This is a genomic window from Streptomyces sp. CB02009 (assembly GCF_001905825.1).
Lineage (GTDB): Bacteria > Actinomycetota > Actinomycetes > Streptomycetales > Streptomycetaceae > Streptomyces.
In genome coordinates, this window is the sequence record NZ_LIVV01000001.1 from 334,050 (window position 1) to 351,413 (window position 17,364).

Annotated in this window: 13 protein-coding genes and 1 tRNA gene; 2 read left to right on the forward strand and 12 right to left on the reverse strand. The window is 72.5% G+C overall.

Going from position 1 to position 17,364, the window contains the following annotated elements; all coding sequences use genetic code 11:
* Window positions 1-100: 100 nt before the first annotated feature.
* The 4 genes from AMK27_RS01580 to AMK27_RS01595 form a co-directional block, all read right to left on the reverse strand.
* Window positions 101-1,723 (reverse strand): sulfatase-like hydrolase/transferase, encoded by a 1,623-nt coding sequence (locus tag AMK27_RS01580; RefSeq protein ID WP_073902222.1) that lies wholly within the window; start codon window positions 1,721-1,723, stop codon window positions 101-103.
* Window positions 1,724-2,026: 303 nt separating this feature from the next.
* Window positions 2,027-3,394 carry a pyridoxal phosphate-dependent decarboxylase family protein gene (locus AMK27_RS01585; protein ID WP_073902223.1) on the reverse strand — a complete coding sequence of 456 codons (1,368 nt, stop codon included), beginning with the start codon at window positions 3,392-3,394 and terminating at the stop codon, window positions 2,027-2,029.
* 89 nt (window positions 3,395-3,483) lie between these two features.
* Window positions 3,484-4,902 carry a Re/Si-specific NAD(P)(+) transhydrogenase subunit beta gene (gene pntB / locus AMK27_RS01590; protein ID WP_073902224.1) on the reverse strand — a complete coding sequence of 473 codons (1,419 nt, stop codon included), beginning with the start codon at window positions 4,900-4,902 and terminating at the stop codon, window positions 3,484-3,486.
* A gap of 1 nt (window position 4,903) precedes the next feature.
* Window positions 4,904-6,430: a Re/Si-specific NAD(P)(+) transhydrogenase subunit alpha gene (locus tag AMK27_RS01595; RefSeq protein ID WP_073902225.1), complete on the reverse strand. Its 1,527-nt coding sequence runs from the start codon at window positions 6,428-6,430 to the stop codon at window positions 4,904-4,906.
* Between the two features lie 265 nt (window positions 6,431-6,695).
* On the opposite strand from AMK27_RS01595, the gene AMK27_RS01600 reads away from it, so the two are divergent.
* A complete protein-coding gene (locus tag AMK27_RS01600; protein ID WP_073902226.1) occupies window positions 6,696-6,926 on the forward strand; it encodes a hypothetical protein in 231 nt (76 codons plus the stop codon).
* A gap of 22 nt (window positions 6,927-6,948) precedes the next feature.
* Here the strand turns inward: AMK27_RS01600 and AMK27_RS42585 are convergent.
* A tRNA-OTHER gene (locus tag AMK27_RS42585) sits at window positions 6,949-7,028 on the reverse strand.
* A gap of 150 nt (window positions 7,029-7,178) precedes the next feature.
* A complete protein-coding gene (locus AMK27_RS01605; RefSeq protein WP_073902227.1) occupies window positions 7,179-7,904 on the reverse strand; it encodes an SDR family NAD(P)-dependent oxidoreductase in 726 nt (241 codons plus the stop codon).
* Between the two features lie 135 nt (window positions 7,905-8,039).
* On the opposite strand from AMK27_RS01605, the gene AMK27_RS01610 reads away from it, so the two are divergent.
* Window positions 8,040-8,879, forward strand: a complete 840-nt coding sequence (locus AMK27_RS01610) for a LysR family transcriptional regulator (RefSeq protein ID WP_073903798.1) — start codon at window positions 8,040-8,042, stop codon at window positions 8,877-8,879.
* Window positions 8,880-8,909: 30 nt separating this feature from the next.
* Here the strand turns inward: AMK27_RS01610 and AMK27_RS01615 are convergent, their stop codons facing one another.
* From AMK27_RS01615 to AMK27_RS01645, 6 genes are all read right to left on the reverse strand, one after another.
* A complete protein-coding gene (locus AMK27_RS01615) occupies window positions 8,910-9,242 on the reverse strand; it encodes a hypothetical protein (protein ID WP_073902228.1) in 333 nt (110 codons plus the stop codon).
* 351 nt (window positions 9,243-9,593) lie between these two features.
* Window positions 9,594-10,193, reverse strand: coding sequence for a pentapeptide repeat-containing protein (locus AMK27_RS01620; protein ID WP_073902229.1), 600 nt, complete (start codon window positions 10,191-10,193; stop codon window positions 9,594-9,596).
* Window positions 10,194-10,221: 28 nt separating this feature from the next.
* A complete protein-coding gene (locus tag AMK27_RS44100) occupies window positions 10,222-14,934 on the reverse strand; it encodes a putative T7SS-secreted protein (protein ID WP_079188136.1) in 4,713 nt (1,570 codons plus the stop codon).
* A 2-nt stretch (window positions 14,935-14,936) separates the two neighbouring features.
* Window positions 14,937-15,581: a hypothetical protein gene (locus tag AMK27_RS01635; protein ID WP_073902230.1), complete on the reverse strand. Its 645-nt coding sequence runs from the start codon at window positions 15,579-15,581 to the stop codon at window positions 14,937-14,939.
* Window positions 15,578-16,024, reverse strand: coding sequence for a hypothetical protein (locus AMK27_RS01640; RefSeq protein ID WP_073902231.1), 447 nt, complete (start codon window positions 16,022-16,024; stop codon window positions 15,578-15,580). The genes AMK27_RS01635 and AMK27_RS01640 overlap by 4 nt, the downstream gene beginning before the upstream one ends.
* Before the next feature lie 161 nt (window positions 16,025-16,185).
* Window positions 16,186-17,316: a DUF2235 domain-containing protein gene (locus AMK27_RS01645; RefSeq protein ID WP_079188137.1), complete on the reverse strand. Its 1,131-nt coding sequence runs from the start codon at window positions 17,314-17,316 to the stop codon at window positions 16,186-16,188.
* Window positions 17,317-17,364: the final 48 nt, after the last annotated feature.

Below are 17,364 nucleotides of genomic sequence, written 5' to 3' on the forward strand. Positions count from 1 at the left end.
CGATCCCCGGGGCGCGCCCCCCCGCGATCCCCGGGACGCGAGCGCCCACGATCCTCGGAGCGCGTCCGCCCACGGGGGCGGGGCGCGCGGTCGGCTCGGGCTACCGTCCGGTGCTGCCGGCCGCCGTGGTCGGGCGGTCGGTGTCGCCGTGCCAGGTGGGCCAGCCGAGGAGACGGGGGCGTTCGGTCACCCAGGCGCGGGTGTCCGTGCCGATCTCGGCGTCGATCAGGGCCTCCAGCCGGCGGGAGTACCGCAGGACGAGGTCCCGGTGGGCGGGGTCGGCCGCGAGGTTACGGGTTTCGGCCGGGTCTTCCCTGCGGTCGTAGAGGACGACGTCGTTGTCGGCGAAGAGCGCCTCCAGGTCCGCCGGGCGGTTGGGGTTCAGCGGGGAGAAGTACCGGCCGAAGGTGTAGCGGGCGTCGGTGTAGCCGCGGAGGAACCCGCGCTTGGTCCAGTCGGGGCGCAGGGTGCCGTCCTGGACGCGTGCCGGGGCCTCGGGGTCGGCGAACTCGAACCAGAACGAGGCGTCCAGGGTCACCAGCGACTCGACGGCGGACAGGACTCCTTCGCGTACCGCCGATCCGTTCAGGGCCGGCATCAGCGAGTGGCCCTTGAGCGCGGGGAAGCGGGTGGCGACGTCCTCGGGAGCGATGCCCGCGCAGTCGAGCAGGGTCGGCGCGAGGTCGACCGCCGACGCGAGGGCGTCGGTCCGCGTGGCACCGGCGTTGTCGGGGTGGCAGAGGATGAACGGGACGTGGAAGTTCTCGTCGTAGACGAGATTGCCCTTCTGCCGGAGACCGTGGGATCCGGCCATCTCCCCGTGGTCGGCGGTGAAGACGACGACCGTACGGTCCGCCTGGCCGGAGGCCTCCAGCGCGTCGAGCACCAGCTCGACGCTGCGGTCCACGTCCCGCAGGGCGTTGAGGTAGAAGTTCAGGCCGTCGTACCAGTGCGCCTCGTCGGCGACGGGCCCGAAGACGGTGTCGAGCATCCGCGCGTACTCGGCCACGGCGGGCGCCGCGCCGGACAGGTCGTCGCGCAGGCTCTCGGGCAGCGGGAAGTCCCAACGCTTCCGGTACACCGGGATGTCGGCCGCGGCCTTGGCCACCACCGCGTGAGCGAGACCGAACGGCAGCTCGACCTGGGGGGAGCCGCCGTAGTCGAAGCTCATGATGTCGTGCGGGTTGACGAAGTTGACGGCCATGAACCAGGGCTGGTCCTCCGCCACGACCGGTGCCCTGTCGCGCAGCCAGCCCACCGCCTGGCCCGCGATCACCGGGTCGACCTTCAGCCCCGCCCAGGCTCCGCCGTCGATGTCGCCCCAGTCGTTGAACTCGCTGAATCCGTAGGGCTCCAGGGCGTCCGTCGTCGGCGCGGGGCGCTCCGGCGTGACGTAGGCGTTCGAGAGGTGCCACTTCCCCTGGTAGGTGCAGTAGTAGCCGGCCGAGCGGAGCATGGTGCCCAAGGTCCCGAGGCCCGGATCGAGCGGCCGGATGTACGGCATGTTGTCGTTGTCGTAGATCTCGGTGGCGGGCAGGTGCCGGCCGGTGTAGAGCACGGACCGGGCGGAGCTGCACATCGCGGACGCCGAGTAGAACCGGTCGAAGACCGTGCCGCGTGCGGCCAGCCGCTCCCGTGCCGGCAGGGAGAAGCCGTCGGGGCGGGGGATCGCCGCCCGCTCCTCGTCCGTGACGATCAGCAGGATGTTGGGGCGACGGGGCATGGCCATTCCCTTCGACATGCTGCACCTGCGGGGGCGCCGCACCGTGCAGGTGCACGCGAGACGTGCACGCACCTGGTGGGTGCACGCACCTCCCACGTGTGTGCACCTCGTATGTGTACGCATCTCCTCCGTGCACGCATCTCGTACGCGCACCTCGCCGAATCTAGGGCGCGCGGACCCGTGCCACGCGCGGGGAAGCCACGACGTGGATCCGGTGCATCCGTCCAGGTGACGGACATGCCGCCTATCGGACGCAGGTCCGCCCCGCGCTCAGGGGCGTGCGAGGGGCGGGTGCGGAGGTCGTCAGGTCCCGGCGGCCGCGCGCCGGATCGCGTCGAGCGTGCGCGCCACGTCCTCGTCGGTCGTCGACCAGTTGCTGAGCGAGATACGCATGACGCGTCGGCCGTGCCAGGTGGAGCCGCTGATCCACGCGGTGCCGTCGGCGAGCAGCCGGTCGAGCACCCGGTCGGTGCGCCCGTCGCTGCCGAACTCGGCGCAGACCTGCGTGAACGCGACCTCGTTGAGAACGGACGCGCCCTCGATCCCGGCGATGCCGGCGGCGAACGCGGAGGCGTGGCGGCACAGCCGCTCGACGAGGTCGGCGACGCCCGAGCGGCCCAGGGACCTGAGGGCCGCCCACACGGTGAACGCCCTGCCGCGCCGCGAGAGTTCGGGCACCTTGTCGATGGGGTCGCCGTGCTCGTGCTGGATGAGGTAGTCGCCCCGCAGGCCCATCGCCGCCCGGACCGCGGACGCGTCGCGCACGATCGCGAGTCCGCAGTCGTAGGGCACGTTCAACGTCTTGTGGGCGTCCGTCGCCCAGGAGTCCGCGTCCGCGCAGCCCGCCGTCAGGTGGGCGTGGGGCGGGGAGGCGGCCGCCCACAGCCCGAACGCGCCGTCGACATGGACCCAGGCGTCCGCCTCGCGCGCCGCGCGGATGCTCGCGGCGAAGGGATCGAAGGCGCCGGAATGGATGTCGCCGGCCTGGAGGATCACGATCGTGGGGCGCTGCCCGCCGTCCGTCAGCGCCTTCCGCAGGGCCTCGGGCTCGATCCGTCCCTGACCGTCGGCCGCCACCAGCTCGGGCCGACCGAGCCCGAGGTAGCGCGAGGCCAGGTCGATGGCCATGTGCCGGGACTCCCCGGCGAGGACACGTACCCCCGGGCCACCCGCGAGGCCGTCGCGGGCGACGTTCCAGCCGGTGCGCCGCAGGACCGTGTCCCGCCCGGCGGCGAGGCAGGTGAAGTTCGCCATCGTCGCACCCGTGGTGAAGCCCACCGAGCTCTCCTCCGGCAGGCCGAGCAGATCGAGCAGCCAGGCGCCGGCGATCTCCTCGACCGCCGTGTACGCGGGGGAGACGGTGCGCATCACACAGTTCTGGTCCCAGGCGCTGACCAGCCAGTCGGCAGCCAGCGCGGCCGGCTCGGTGCCGCCCACCACGAACCCGTAGAAGCGGCCGCTGGGGAACGCGGTGAGCCCCGGCTCGCAGGCCGTGGCCAGCAGGTCGACGACGTCAGCGGGGGCGCCGGGCCCGGCGGGCAGCTCGGCACCGAGCGCGCTCACGACCTCGTCGACCGAGGCGTGGGCGGGAATCCGGCGGTCGGGCAGGCTCGCCAGCCACCGGACGGCATGCTCGTACGCCTGTCGGAGCGCTGCCTCACGCGCGTCCATACCTGGGACTATGCGACTGTCCCCGGCGCCCCGCAAGCGGACACCGGGGTGCCGGGGTGCCGTGGTGACGCTCTCGGTGTCGTCGTGCGTCAGAGGGCGCCGACGATGTCCTCGACCCTGGCCTTCGCGTCGCCGAAGAGCATCGAGGTGTTCTCCTTGAAGAAGAGCGGGTTCTGCACGCCCGCGTATCCGGAGGCCATCGAGCGCTTGAAGACGATCACCTTGCCGGCCTCCCAGACCGTGAGGACCGGCATGCCGGCGATCGGGCTGCTGGGGTCCTCGGCCCCGGCCGGGTTGACGGTGTCGTTGGCGCCGATCACGAGGACGACGTCGGTCTCGGCGAAGTCCTCGTTGATCTCGTCCATCTCCAGGACGATGTCGTACGGCACCTTGGCCTCGGCGAGCAGCACGTTCATGTGGCCGGGCAGACGGCCGGCGACCGGGTGGATGCCGAACCGCACGTGGACGCCCCTGGCACGCAGCTTCGAGGTGAGCTCCGCGACCGGGTACTGCGCCTGTGCCACGGCCATGCCGTAGCCGGGCGTGATGACCACCGACCGGGCGGAGCCGAGCAGCTCGGCGGCGCCCTGGGCGGTGATCTCCTGGTGCTCTCCGTAGTCGACGTCGGAGCCCGAAGGCGCCTCGATGCCGAAGCCGCCGGCGATGACGGAGAGGAACGAGCGGTTCATGGCCTTGCACATGATGTACGACAGGTAGGCACCGGAGGAGCCGACGAGCGCGCCGGTGATGATCAGCAGGTCGTTGCCGAGGAGGAAGCCGGAGGCCGCCGCGGCCCAGCCGGAGTAGCTGTTCAGCATCGAGACCACGACCGGCATGTCGCCGCCGCCGATCGAGGCCACCAGGTGCCAGCCCAGCGCCAGCGCGAGGACGGTCACGGCGATCAGCAGCCACAGCTCCGGCGTGATCACGAACCACACCGTCAGCGCGACGAACAGGCCCAGCGCACCGAGGTTCAGTACGTTCTTCCCCGGCAGCATCAGCGGCTTGGAGCTGATCTTCGCGGCGAGCTTGAGGTACGCCACGACGGAGCCGGTGAAGGTGACGGCGCCGATGAACACGCCGACGAACACCTCGGCGTGGTGGATGCCCAGGGTCCCGAGCGCGTCCAGGGCCCCGGCCTCGTGGCCGGTCGGGTCGTGCTCGACGTCGAGGAAGCCGTTCCAGCTGACCAGTACGGCGGCCAGACCGACGAAGGAGTGCAGCAGCGCGATGAGTTCGGGCATGCCGGTCATCTCGACGCCACGGGCCCGCTGGAGGCCGATCAGCGCGCCGATCAGCATCGCGAGGCCCATCAGGGCGAGGCCGGCGGTGCTGACGTCGCCGTCGATCGCGAGCACGACCGTCGCGACGAGCGCGACGCCCATGCCGAGCATGCCGAACGCGTTGCCGAGCCGGGCCGTCTCGTGCTTGGAGAGTCCTGCCAGCGCGAGGATGAACAGCAGCGCGGCAACAAGGTAGGCCGCCTGGGCAGCAAGGGTCGCAGACATGTCAGCTCCGGTTGAACATGGCGAGCATGCGACGCGTCACCGCGAAGCCGCCGAAGACATTGATACTGGCCAGCAGGATCGCCACGGCGGAGAGCACCGTGACCGCCGTGTTCGAGTGCCCGATCTGCAGCAGCGCGCCGACGACGATGATCCCGGAGATCGCGTTCGTCACCGACATCAGCGGCGTGTGCAGGGCGTGGTGCACATGGCCGATCACGTAGTAGCCGATCACGATCGCCAGGACGAAGGCGGTCACATGGGGCAGCAGCGCTGCGGGGGCGAACCCGGCGGCCAGGAACAGCGCCAGGGCGGCGACGGCCACGCCGCCGAACCTCCGCCTCGCCGTCATCGGCGGCTTCTTCGGCGCCGGCTCCGGCGGCGCCGCCGCGGGTGCCGTGGCCGGGGCGGCCGAGACCTGCACCGGCGGGGGAGGCCAGGCCGACTCGCCCTTGCGTACGACGGTGATCGAGCGCTGTACCGGGTCCTCCCAGTCGAGGAGGAGCCGGGCGTCCTTGTCCGGCGTCATCAGCTTCAGCAGGTTCACCAGGTTGGTGCCGTACAACTGCGAGGCCTGCGCGGGCAGTCGGCCCGCGAGATCGGTGTACCCGATGATCGTCACGCCGTTCGCCGTGACGGTCTTCACGCCCTTCACCGTGCCCTCGACGTTGCCGCCGTTGGCGGCCGCCATGTCGACGATCACCGAACCGGGCTTCATACTCGCCACCATCTCCGCGGTGACGAGCGTCGGCGCGGGACGACCCGGGATCAGAGCGGTGGTGACGACGATGTCGGCCTCGCGGCACTGGGCGGCGTACAACTCGGCCTCGCGCGCCTTGTAGTCGTCGCCCATCTCCTTGGCGTAACCGGTCGCGGAGACCTCGGTCTCGGGCGACTCGATCGACAGGTACTCGCCACCGAGGGAACGGACCTGGTCGGCCACCTCCGGGCGCGGGTCGGTGGCGCGCACGATCGCGCCGAGCGAGCCGGCGGCGCCGATCGCCGCCAGCCCGGCGACGCCGGCTCCCGCGACGAGGACCTTCGCCGGGGGCACCTTGCCCGCCGCCGTCACCTGCCCGGTGAAGAACCGGCCGAACTCGTGCGCGGCTTCGATGACGGCCCGGTAGCCGGCGATGTTCGCCATCGACGACAGGACGTCCATCGACTGCGCGCGGCTGATGCGCGGCACGGCGTCCATCGACAGGGCCGTGAAGGGACGCCTGCCCAGGTCCTCGACCATCGCCGGGTCGAAGGCCGGCGCGAACAGCGCGATCACCGTCGCCTCCGGCCGGATCCGGTCCAGCTGGGACGGGGCCGGGGCGTTGACCCCGAGCACCACGTCCATCGCCACCGCGTCGCCGACGGTGGCACCGGCGGCCTCGTAGGCGCTGTCGGTGAAGCCGGCCGCGATGCCCGCGCCCGCGTCGACGACCACGCCGTATCCCAGGGTGCGGATCTGCTCGACAGTGGCGGGCGTGGCCGAGACGCGACTCTCACCTGCCCGCGCTTCCTTGAGGACTCCGACAATCACGCGTGTTCTCCGTTCGCTACCAGGCCGTCATGGGCCGTCGCGGCCCGTCTTTCATCACGACTCTTCATCGAGCTCTCGTCGTCCCTCGGAACCGGTCCGCTGTCGCCTCGATCGGAAGCGTGCCGACGGTGATCCATGCCCTACCCTGCCGCAACCGCGGCGGGCGGCGGAGCGGAATCCCCACCAGAGGGCGCCCGGCGCGGCGGCAGGGTCTGTCAGAGGCCGGTGACAGGATCGGTGGCATGAGTCATCCGACTGGAAGCCGGTGACCGCGCTGGTCTGGCCGTCCGCCGCCGCGGTCGCCGAGTACCCCGACAGCCTCGATCTGGACCGGGACCTCCGGGAGGCGCTGGAGGACAGGAGTCGATGGCAGGTGGCCGGCGTCGACGTGGACCCCCGGTACGCGGAGTACCCGGGCTCGTTCTCCAGCGATGAGCTGGCCGAGTCACCCGGTTGGAAGGTCGGCCCCTGCGCGCAAAGGCCCGGTCAGGAGTAGGTGCGCCCTGCGGGGGGGCGGATTGCCTCGCCGGGATTCGAACCCGGGTTTCCGATGCCGGGCGAACCGGCGACCGGTGTCCTTGGCCGCTGGACGACGAGGGATGTCCGCCATCGTACGGGGCGGGGGTGAAGCGGCGCACGAGGGTTTCCGGTGCCGGTGCCGGTGCCGGTGCCGGTGGCGGTGGCGGTGGCGGTGGCGGTGGCGCGCGGCCGGAGCCCGTACCGCGCGCTGCCGGGGCCGACGCGTCCGTCACCAGGGCACGGATCCACCGTCGTCGAAGAATCCGCCGGTCGGCCCGTCGGCGGGCAGGGTCGCGAGGTGAAGCGCGATCGCCGCGCCCTGCTGGGGAGTCCGGACGCCCCGGAAGCCGGTGAGGTCGGTGGCGGTGAAGCCGGGGCAGCCGGAGTTGACCAGGATGCCGGTGCCGCTCAGCTCCTTGGCGTACTGGACGGTGACGGCGTTGAGGAAGGTCTTGGACGCCACGTACGCGGTGGGAATCGGTCCCATGTCGATGCCGGGCGTGGTCTGCAGGGTGAGCGAGCCGACGCTGCTGGACATGTTCACGATCCGCGGCGACGCCGAGCCGCGCAGCAGCGGCAGCATCGCGTTGGTGACGCGGATGACCCCGATGACGTTGGTCTCCACGACGTCCCGCACGGTCGCGGGATCGACCGTGCTGGGCGTCTGCGGCATCACGCCGGTGATCGCCGCGTTGTTGACCAGGACGTCGAGCCCGCCGACGCGGTCGGTGATCAGCTCCGCCGCCGCGGCCACGCTCGCGTCGTCCGCCACGTCGAGCGGAACGCCGAACGCGTCGGTCCCTGCCGCGCGCAGCTTCTCCACCGCGGTGTCCCGGCGCTGCCGGTCCCGCGCGCCCACGCCGACGCGCCAGCCCAGGGCGCCCAGGCCCGCCGCGATCTCGAATCCGATTCCCTTGTTCGCGCCGGTCACCAGCGCGATCGTCTGCTCTGTCATGCCGTCCAGCCTGCTGCGGGCCCGGGTGGCACGTCCAAGACCGGCTGGGTGGGCGGTGATACCGCACGGATATCGGCCGTGGTGAGCACTGTCGAGCGTTCTCGAGCGCGGATGGCCGCCCGATACGATGACGCCGTGGAGACGCGGGAGCTTCGGTATTTCGTCGCCGTCGCGGAGGAGTTGCACTTCGGTCGGGCGGCGCAGCGGCTCGCCATGGCGCAACCACCGCTGTCGCGGGCGATCCAGCAGCTGGAGCGGCGGCTCGGAGTGGTTCTGCTGGACCGCACGGCTCGCGCGGTCGCCTTGACCGAGGCCGGGTCGGTGCTGCTGCGGGAGGCCCGGGCCGCACTCGACGCGGTCGAAGCCGCCGAGCGCCGCACCCGCCGCGCAGCGGCCGAGACGCCCGGTCTGGTCCTGGCCACGAAGGCCGGAGCGTCCAGCGAACTGCTGGCGAAGCTGCTGGACGCCTATGCCGCCGAGCCCGGTGCGGTCGCCGTCGAGGTGATGCTGTGCGGGCCCGCCGAGCAGGAACGGATGCTGCGCGACGGACGGGCCGATGTCGCTCTGCTCCAGCGGCCCTTCGACACGACGGCCGGACTCGACACCGAGGACCTGCTCACCGAGCGGCAGGTGGTGGTCCTGCCCGCGGGGCACCCCTCGGCCGGCCGACCGCAGTTGTCGATGGCCGAGGTCACCGCCCTGGAGGACCTGCCCCTGCCCCGCTGGCCCCGACGGGGCGGGGGCTATCCGGACGGACCGGGCCCGCAGGTGCGCGACCACACCCAGCTGTTCCAGCTGATCGCGCTCGGACGGGCCTGCGCGGTCGTGCCCGAGTCCCTCCGGGCCCACCTGCGCGACGATCACGCGACGGTGCCGGTGCCGGACGCACCGCCGGTGACGACCGTCATCGCCTGGCCACCGCACAGCAGATCCCATGCCGTGGCTGCCCTGGTCCGCACCGCGACACGCCTCTAGCCGACGGGAGTGTCGCCACGGACGCCCGTTCTACGCCGTGGACTTCGGCCCGGCGAGTTCGGTGCGCAGGTGTTCCCTCTCCACGCTGCCCGCGGTGCCGTTCTCGCACGTCAACCGCACACGGCCGTCGGTGCCGAGCGGCAGTACGTCATCGGGCCTGAACTCGAAGAGCCGACGGCCGTCCTTCGCGGGGCGCTCCGCTTCGGTGAGCAGCAGCACGTAGCGGCCGGGGCGAGGAAGATGCGCCTCGGCCACCGGGTACCACGTCAGGGCGGGGCCGGTGGAGGGGACGCCGCCGCCGTCCATGAGGGTGCCGTCGATGTCGAAGCGGAAGGCCGAACCACTGGTGATGCCGTCCTCCATGTCAGGCTGCCCGCCCGCAGTTCCCCGTACACGGCACGGAAGCCCGCCTGCCGGCCGTCCCTGAGGTTCTGGACGGTGCTCCGCAGACACTGGGTCGAGGCGGCCGGGACCCGTTCCCCCTGCTCTGCCGTGCCCTTGAGGAGGGCGGGGGCGCCCACCGCCGTCGCCAGGAGCAACGCGGCGATGCCCGCCGTCGCCCCCAGCCGTCGGCGGGCCCGTCGCCCCCGCTCATGATGCTCCTCGCCCTGGTGCCGGTCCGTCACGGTCCACCCTCCCGTTGCGTTCGTTCGGCCGAGGCAGCGGTCCGACCGGCCCCCACTCACCCCCGCCCGGTCCCGGCCCGCCCGCGGCTCACGGCCTCAGTGAGCCGCGCCGCGTCCCCTCCAGGCGGGCGCCGTCCAGGATCACGCCTGATGTCCTGGCGGCGACCAGGACGGCCTCCGACAGGTCGGCGTTCGTGAAGTCCGCGTCGCCGAGTTCGGCCGCGACGAACTTCACCCGGCGCAGGGAGGCGCCGGAGAGCCGGGTGCCGACGAGGCGGGCGCGGGAGAACACGGCGTCGTCCGCGTGCGCTCCGGTCAGGTCGGCGCCGCTGAGGTCGCAGAGCCCGGCGTTGACGCGGGTGAGGGTCGCGTTGACCAGCGTGGCACCGCGCAGGTCGGTCTCCGTCAGGAAGGCGTCGGTGAGGTCGCAGCCGCTGAGCTCGCAGCCGCTGAGGTCGGCGTAGCTGAGGATGACGCCCGTCAGGTCCACGCCGCCGAGGCGCACGCCGGCGAGCGGGATGCCGGCCAGGTCGTTCTCGGTGCCCCAGGGCAGGGTCCACTCGCGCACGAGGGCACGCCAGTCCCCGCCGCCGGCCAGCGCGGCGCGGATGCCGTCGAGGGCGGGGGCGTTCTCCGGCCGGGCCCACCGGTCCCGTACCTCGGTGGCGTGGCTGTTCTCGTCGGTCATGGGCGCACTGTTCCGTTTCTGGGGTCGGTCACGGCTGCTGCTTGATCTGGTGCAGGAAGCCTTTCACACGGTCCAGGTGGTAGACGGTCTCGTCGTGCTTCTTGAGGAGCACTTCGAGCCCGCGCTCGGTCATGCCCTCCGGTAGCTTCTCCATCTCCTTCCACAGGGCCTTGCGGACGTTCTCCAGACCGTTCGCGGCCTGGGTGAGGTCCTGGACGTGGTCGAACGGGGTGCCGTCCGGCTTGCGGGCCACCACCTCGCCGCCCGCCTCGCGCCGCGCCGCCGAGTAGTGGTTGTGGTTGGGCTCGGAGTTGATGCGGCCGATCGGGTCGGCCTTGATGTTCTCCAGCTTCTGGATGGCGTTCATCGCCTCGTCGCTGAGCCCGAGCCCGCGGTAGGGGGAGAGGCCGAGCGGGTCGGACCAGGTGACCGGGTTGTGGACGTAGGCGGCCGGGTTGGGGGCGGGGAGGAGCCCCAGCGGATCGGGGGTGAGGTAGCGCGCGGTCTCCGGGTCGTACTGCCGGAAGTAGTTGTGGTGGAGGCCGGTCTCGGGGTCGAAGTACTGACCGGGGAACCGCAGCGGGGTGTAGGCGGTGGCCCCGCTGTTCCAGGTGGTGGTGCCCCAGAGCGTGGCGCGGCTGTGCCAGGCCACGCGGCCGGTCTCGTCGACGAGTTCGGTGGGGGTGCCGACGAGGTCGGTGGCGATCGCGAAGAAGCGCTCGTCGACGGCCTCCCGCGAGGCGTCGGCGCCGAGGACCCGCTCGGTCTGGGCCAGCGGCTTGGCGTGCCGGTGGTCCCAGGTGAGGGCGACCGGGCGGGGCAGCTCGGGTGCGGTGGTGACCTGTTCGCACAGGGTCGGGCCGTCCCAGGTGAACAGGGTCTCCTCGACCACCGTCTCGCCGTCGTCGGCGAGCCGCTGCTTCGCTGTGCGGCGGCCGAGCGGGTCGTACCGGTAGCGCCAGCGCGTCCCGTCGGGGGTGGTCACGGCGGTGAGGCGGCTCTCGGCGTCCCAGGTGTACCGCCAGGTGTCCGCCTTACCGGAGAGCGTGACCCGGCGGCGCAGGGTGGTCCGGCCGCCGGAATCGTGCGCGTACCGGACCGCTCCGGCGCGGGTGAGGGTGGTCCCGGTGTAGCTGCGGGGGCCCGTGGCGTCCTGGCCGGGGTGGCCGCCGGGCCAGGACGCGGAGGTCTGGTTGCCGGAGGCGTCGTAGGCGTACGACTCCTGCCAGCCCGCGGCGGTGACCGTGGTGACCCGGCCGGTGGCGTCGAGGCCGTAGCAGAAGGAGCCGCGCAGGGCGTCGTCGAGCGCGGTGAGGTGGCCGTCGGCCCGGTAGGTGTAGGCGCGGCGGTTGACGGTGCTGCTGCCCGCGGTCAGGTGCTGGCCGGCCAGCCGTCCGGAGCGGTCCCAGGACGTGGTGAGGGCGAGGGTGTCGCCGAAGGCGCGGCGCAGCTCCCGTCCGGCCGTGTCGTGGGCGAAGGAGATCTGCCGCGTGCCGCTGGTGAGCCGGGCGAGCCGGCCGGTGGCGTCGTACGCGTAGCGGGTGACGTGTCCGGTGGGGGTGACGCGACGGGCGAGGCGTCCGTCGTCGTCGTAGGAGTACGTGAGCGGGCGGCCGTCGACGAGTTCGGCCTTGAGTTCGCCGCGGCGGTCGTACTGCCGGACGAGCTCGCTGTCGGGGCCCTCGGCGCGGACCATCCGGCCTGCGGCGTCGTACGCGTAGGTGGTGACGGATCCGGCCGCGTCCTTGCGGACGACCCGGTCGAGCGCGTCCCGCTCGTAGCGGACGGTCTGGCCGGTGGGGGCGGTGCGGGCGGTGACCTGTCCGACCGCGTCCAGCTGGTAGTCGACGGTCCGCCCGTCGAAGTCGGTCTCGGCGACCGTGCGGCCCGCCCGGTCGTACACGTAGTCCCAGGTGAGTCCCTGGGGGTCGGTGACCCGGGTGAGGCGGAGGGAGGCGTCGTGCTCGAAGGCGTGGCGCGCGCCGTCGGGGCCGGTGCGGGCGGCGAGCAGGTCGAAGTGGGTGTACTCGAAGCGGGTCGTGAGGCCGTGGGGGTCGGTGTACGCGGTGCAGTTGCCCTCACCGTCGTAGGCCCAGGCCTCGGTGGTGCCGTCCGGGCGGGTCCGCCGGGCGAGTTCGCCGTCCGCGGTCCACTCCAGGGCGGTGACGGCGCCGAGCGGGTCGGTGACGCGGACGAGCCGGCCGTGGGCGTCGCGTGCGCACCGCGTGGTGCCGCCGAGGGGGTCGCCGACCTCCAGGGGGAGCCCGGCGGGGTCGCAGCGGAAGGTGGTGACGGCGCCGGAGGGGTCGGTGGTGGCGACGAGGTGGCCCAGGTCGTCGTAGGCGTAGCGGGTGGTGTGGCCGGCGGGGTCCGTGACGGCGGTGAGGTTGCCGCGGTCGTCGAACTCCTGGCGGGTCCGCCCGCCGTCGGCGTCGGTGAACTCCACGGGCAGGCCCCGGTGGTCCCGGACCGTGGAGAGGCGGCTGCCGTCGGCCCGGAGCACCGTGAGCAGCCGGCCCTCCTCGTCGTACGAGAAGGCGGTCGTCCGGCCGAGGGCGTCGGTGCGGGTGAGCAGGTTCCCCCGGGCGTCGTGGCCGAGCCGGGTGGCGTGGCCGAGCGGGTCGACGGTGGCGAGGACGCGGCAGGAGCCGTCGATCAGATGGCGGGTGACCCGTCCGTCGGCGGTGGTGAGCGTGGTGGTGCGGTGGCCGGTGGCCGGATCGGGGTGGCCGTAGGCGAGGGTGAGCTGGACGTGTCCCTCCTCGCCGCCCTCGCCGACGACCCGGTCGAGCTCGTCGTAGGCGTAGTCGTAGCGGCTGCCGTTGGAGTCGGTCCAGGTGATCACCCGGTGCCGGTCGTCGTAGGCGAGGGCGAGGGTCGCCCCGGAGGGCTTGGTGACCGCCGTCAGGTCGCCGTCGGTGTGGCCGTAGCGGACGAGTTCCTGCCCGGTGCCGTCGGGCAGGCGCAGGGCGAGGCGCGTCACCCGGCCGTGCTCGGTGGTGACGTCGACGTGGTAGCCGGCCGTGTGGACGAGGGCGAGCGGGGTGCCGTCCGCGGTGCGGTCGATGGTGACGGCGTGGCCGTTGCGGTCCACCGTCCGTACGAGCCAGGCCTCTCCGTCGCCGCCGGGTTCGGTGCCGGCGGGCGCGGCGAAGTGCCGGGTCAGGCCGGTGTCCGGATCGGTGAGCGTGTAGTCGCCCGACTCGTCGCGGGCGAGCGGCCGGCGGCCGGTGCCGGACTCGGGGAGCGTGGGGAGGCCCGGCACGGGGTGTGGGTAGGGGAGCAGGAGGCCGTCGTCCGTGACGTGGACGACGCCGCGCGCGTCGATCTCCAGGTGCTCGTCGACGGTGGAGGACCACGACGGGCCGAGGAAGCGCCCGGCGGTGTAGCCGGATTCGACGCGCCGGGTGAAGGCGAGCGGGAGGGTGCCGGGGAGCGAGACATCGGTCTGGGGCAGGAACATCCGGCCCGAGGCGAGGTCCACCGGGTCGGTCTCGTCGACGAGTCGGTGGGCGTCGGGGCGGTTGTGGGTGCCGTTCGGCGCTCCGTCGATCAGCCGGCGGGCGCGGTTGGCGTCGGAGGCCAGGTCCGCTCCCTCGGCGGCGACCCGGACGCCCTTGACGGCCGCGCCACCGCCGGCGGTGGCGGCGGTGAGCAGCAGGTCGGGGACGAGCCGGCCGAACCCCTCCGCCGGGTCCTTCATGAAGTTGTCGATCATCTGCTTGCCCGTGCCCCACGGGTCGTTGGCCATGAGGACGAGGCCGGAGGCGAGGCTGTTGAGCTGGGTGAGGTACTCGGCGGGGTGGGTGATGTTGTACGGGTCGGTGGGGTTGACGCTCCGGACGAAGCTGAGCAGCCCCGCCGTGCCCTTGACGATGCCGCCGCCGAAGTGGGTCTGCATCACCTGGAGTTCGTCGAGCCCGTCCATGGCCTGCTCGGCGTACGAGGGCTTGGGCGGGGCCGCGTCCCGGGCGGCACGGACGGCGGTGCGGGCCGTCTCGGCCGCGGCGTTCCGCTGCTTGCGGGCCTCGGCGAGGATCTCCTGCGCCTCCTGCATTCCCGCCTTGCCGGGGTCGGTGAAGGCACCCGGCTTGGGCGGCAGGGAAGCCGGGTTCCGTTTGTCGGCGGGCTGGGCGTTGTAGCTGTCGACGGCCTTGTTGTAGTCGCCGACGCTCTTGTTGTGCGCGTCGGCGGCGTCGGCCGACGCCTTGGTGCCCGCCTTCCACTTGTCGATGGCGGTCTGGGCCTGGCCCTGGGCCCACTCGACGGTGAGGCCGAAGCTCGCCAGGGCGTCGGCGGCCTTGCCGAAGGCGTCCGCGCCCTTGAACCACTTGGGCGGCTCGACCGCGACCTTCTCCCGGAACGCGTCGGCCGCCTGGCCCTTCACGGCGGACGAGTCGAGGCCCTTCAGTCCCTGCCCGACCTTCTCGAAGGAGGCCTGGAGGTCCCTGAGGTGGGACGCGGTGTCCCGCAGCTTGGAGGGACTGCCGTAGATCAGCTTGGTCTTGTCCTCGGTCTGCCCGAGGTCCATCTCGTCGACCTCGGCGCCCATCCGGTTCGCCAGGGAGCGGGACTGCTCGCGCACCCAGTCGGCGCCCGACTCCCAGCCGACGTCGTCCAGCCGGTCGGCGGTCCAGTTCCCGGCGTCCTCGACCCGGTTGCCCACCCACTCGACGCCGTCCTCGACCGCGTCCTCGACGACATCCGGAGTGATGTCGCTGATGAAGTCCCCGATACCCACGCTCAGTTCCCCCCGGTGTCCTGCTGCTGGGCCCGCTGCTCGGGCGACGGGCCGAAGGTCTCGTCCACGGCACGGTCGAACTCGCCCTGGTCCACCCCGAGGAGTTCGTTGAGGATCCGTGCCCGGCTACCGCCCTGGCCCTCCGTGAGGACCGCCCGCCCGGTGTCCTTCCAGGTCTGCGCGGCCTCGTCCCCGGCGCGCTGGAACGACTCGGGGCTCCAGTCGGGGTTCAGGTAGTCCGGGGTGAACACATCGCCCCAGTCCTGCTTGACGATGTCGGCCTCGGAGGCGTGCGGGTTGCCCACGGCGGAGTTCACGGCGATCTTGAAGGTGCCCTGGAGGTACTGGTCCTCCTCCCAGACGAGTCCGGCGGCGAGGCCCAGCGTGGCCGCCAGCGTGTTGGCGTCCTGGATCTGCGCCCGTACACCCCACTCCCAGCGCTCGCAGTAGTCCTCGAAGTCCACCGAGAGACCGTGGTGCCCGGCTTCCATGCCGGTCATCGAGAGGTCGGAGAAGCCCTTGCCGAGCACGGCTCCGGTGCCCGTGCCGATGTCCCGGAGCTCGGCGGTGGCCGCGCGGATCCCCTCGGTGATCTTCTTGATGCTCTCCGCGTCGAACCGCAGGTCCTCCGGCCCGCCCCCGCTCATCGGACACTCCCTTCGGCGGCCGGCCCGTCGGCCTGGGCGTCGATCGCCACGTCGTCGGGCACGATGCCCCGGACCGGCGGGAAGGCCATCGCCCCGTCCGGGTCGGCGATGTCGACGGCCACCCCGGCGGGGACGCCCAGGGCCGGGACGATCTCGTCGAGCAGCCGCGCCCCGCGCAGCTCCGCGAACTCCCACCCTTCGCCCGCCTCGCGCCCGGCGTCGCCGCCCGCCGCGCCCCGGGCCCGGGCGAACCGGGCAAGGGCCGCCTCGTCGGTGAAGGCGCAGATCCAGCGCACCCCGCCGAACTCCGCCGTCCACAGACCGCCGGAGTCCACCGGGACGAGGACCAGGGCACGCCGCAGCTCCCCGACCAGATCCCTCGGGTCACCGAGCCCGGCCCGCCGCTCGGCGATCCGTTCCGCAAGTACCGTCGCTCCGCCCATCGCCCCGCCTCCCCGACGTCGTACCCGGGGCCTCCCCCGTTTCTCGGGAGTACACGCGTGCTCTCCCCGCACGGTTCCCGGGATCGACCGCCGGTGTGAAGAGGCGGGTGTGTCCGAAGTGGGTGTGCCTGAGGCTGCGTCCCTCTCCGGTGGCCGGTTGATCAGCGGCGGTGTCGACCCGGCCCCAGCCCGTTCCCGGGCCCGGCCCCAGCCCCGGCCCGGGTCCCCGCTCCGGCTCGGGGGTGCGGCGTCAGCCACTCCTCGTCCGTCCAGATCACCCCGTCCGGGATCCGCTTCGCGTACCCGGCGTCCGACTCGATCCGCCGCCGTACGCTCGCGTGCACCCGGGCACCGGAGGGGACGCGACGCGGCCGGTACGTGAGCAGGGCCCACACGGCGCCCATGCGGTGCACCGTGCCCAGCGCGTGGTCCGCGTCGAGCGTGAGGTGCCTGCCGTAGGCCTTCTCCTCGAGCAGGAGGCCCGCGTCGAGGGCGCCGTCCACGATCCACTTGAGCGCGACGGCGGGCAGCCTCGGGTCGTCGTCGAAGGTGCCGCCCACGTCGGAGTGGACTCCGGCGAACCAGGTCTCGTCGACGAGCGGGCCCGGCGCCCCCGGCTCCTCCGGCGGCAGGACGAGGTACTCCTCGTACGGCCGGCGCTTCTCGTCGAGGGAGACGGCGTGGCGGACGCGGCCCACGTTGGGGATCCGCCGGGTGAAGAGCCAGCGCAGGTTCCAGCGCAGCAGTCCCGCGGCCTTGACCGAGTCCCAGATCCCCATGAAGTGAACGGGGATTCCGGTGCGGGCGTCCACCTTCCTGCTGAACGCCCCCGCGAATCGGTGCAGTTGCCTCCAGTCGTCGTCGCTCCAGGTCCTGTTCCTGGCGTACACGGAGATCGCGTACGGCACGAGGTTCTCCGAGCCGGGCCGCAGCAGGCCGACCGCCTTGAGCAGTCCGGCCAGGGCACGTGCGGTGTACGCGCCGCGGCTGAAGCCGAAGAGGAAGATCCGGTCGCCGGCTTCGTAATGGTGCATCAGGTACGTGTACGCCTCGGCCAGGTTCTCCTTGAGCCCGGCGCCGAAGGCGAGGCCGAGGAGACGGGAGAGCTTCCGGGCCGGGACGGTCCAGGCGCCCGTGGCGGAGAACGTGCCGACGCCGGGGTCGTAGTAGGCGACCTGCGCCGCCGGGTCACCGAGGTCGAGCATCTCGTAGAGGGTGACCACATTGGTGTTGCCGCGGGCCTTCAGCTGGTTTCCCGTCCCGTCCAGGCACACCACGATGTTCTTTCCCATCACGGCCTCCGAGGGACATGTGCCGCTCTTCCTCCTATGCTAGAAGCA

Bases quoted from the DNA above. Each gene is read 5' to 3' on its own strand.
- AMK27_RS01605 (WP_073902227.1), bottom strand. From the start codon at position 7,904: ATGACAGAGCAGACGATCGCGCTGGTGACCGGCGCGAACAAGGGAATC.
- pntB (WP_073902224.1), bottom strand. From the start codon at position 4,902: ATGTCTGCGACCCTTGCTGCCCAGGCGGCCTACCTTGTTGCCGCGCTG.
- AMK27_RS01615 (WP_073902228.1), bottom strand. From the start codon at position 9,242: ATGGAGGACGGCATCACCAGTGGTTCGGCCTTCCGCTTCGACATCGAC.
- AMK27_RS01640 (WP_073902231.1), bottom strand. From the start codon at position 16,024: ATGGGCGGAGCGACGGTACTTGCGGAACGGATCGCCGAGCGGCGGGCC.
- AMK27_RS01635 (WP_073902230.1), bottom strand. From the start codon at position 15,581: ATGAGCGGGGGCGGGCCGGAGGACCTGCGGTTCGACGCGGAGAGCATC.
- AMK27_RS01580 (WP_073902222.1), bottom strand. From the start codon at position 1,723: ATGCCCCGTCGCCCCAACATCCTGCTGATCGTCACGGACGAGGAGCGG.
- AMK27_RS01585 (WP_073902223.1), bottom strand. From the start codon at position 3,394: ATGGACGCGCGTGAGGCAGCGCTCCGACAGGCGTACGAGCATGCCGTC.
- AMK27_RS01645 (WP_079188137.1), bottom strand. From the start codon at position 17,316: ATGGGAAAGAACATCGTGGTGTGCCTGGACGGGACGGGAAACCAGCTG.
- AMK27_RS01620 (WP_073902229.1), bottom strand. From the start codon at position 10,193: ATGACCGACGAGAACAGCCACGCCACCGAGGTACGGGACCGGTGGGCC.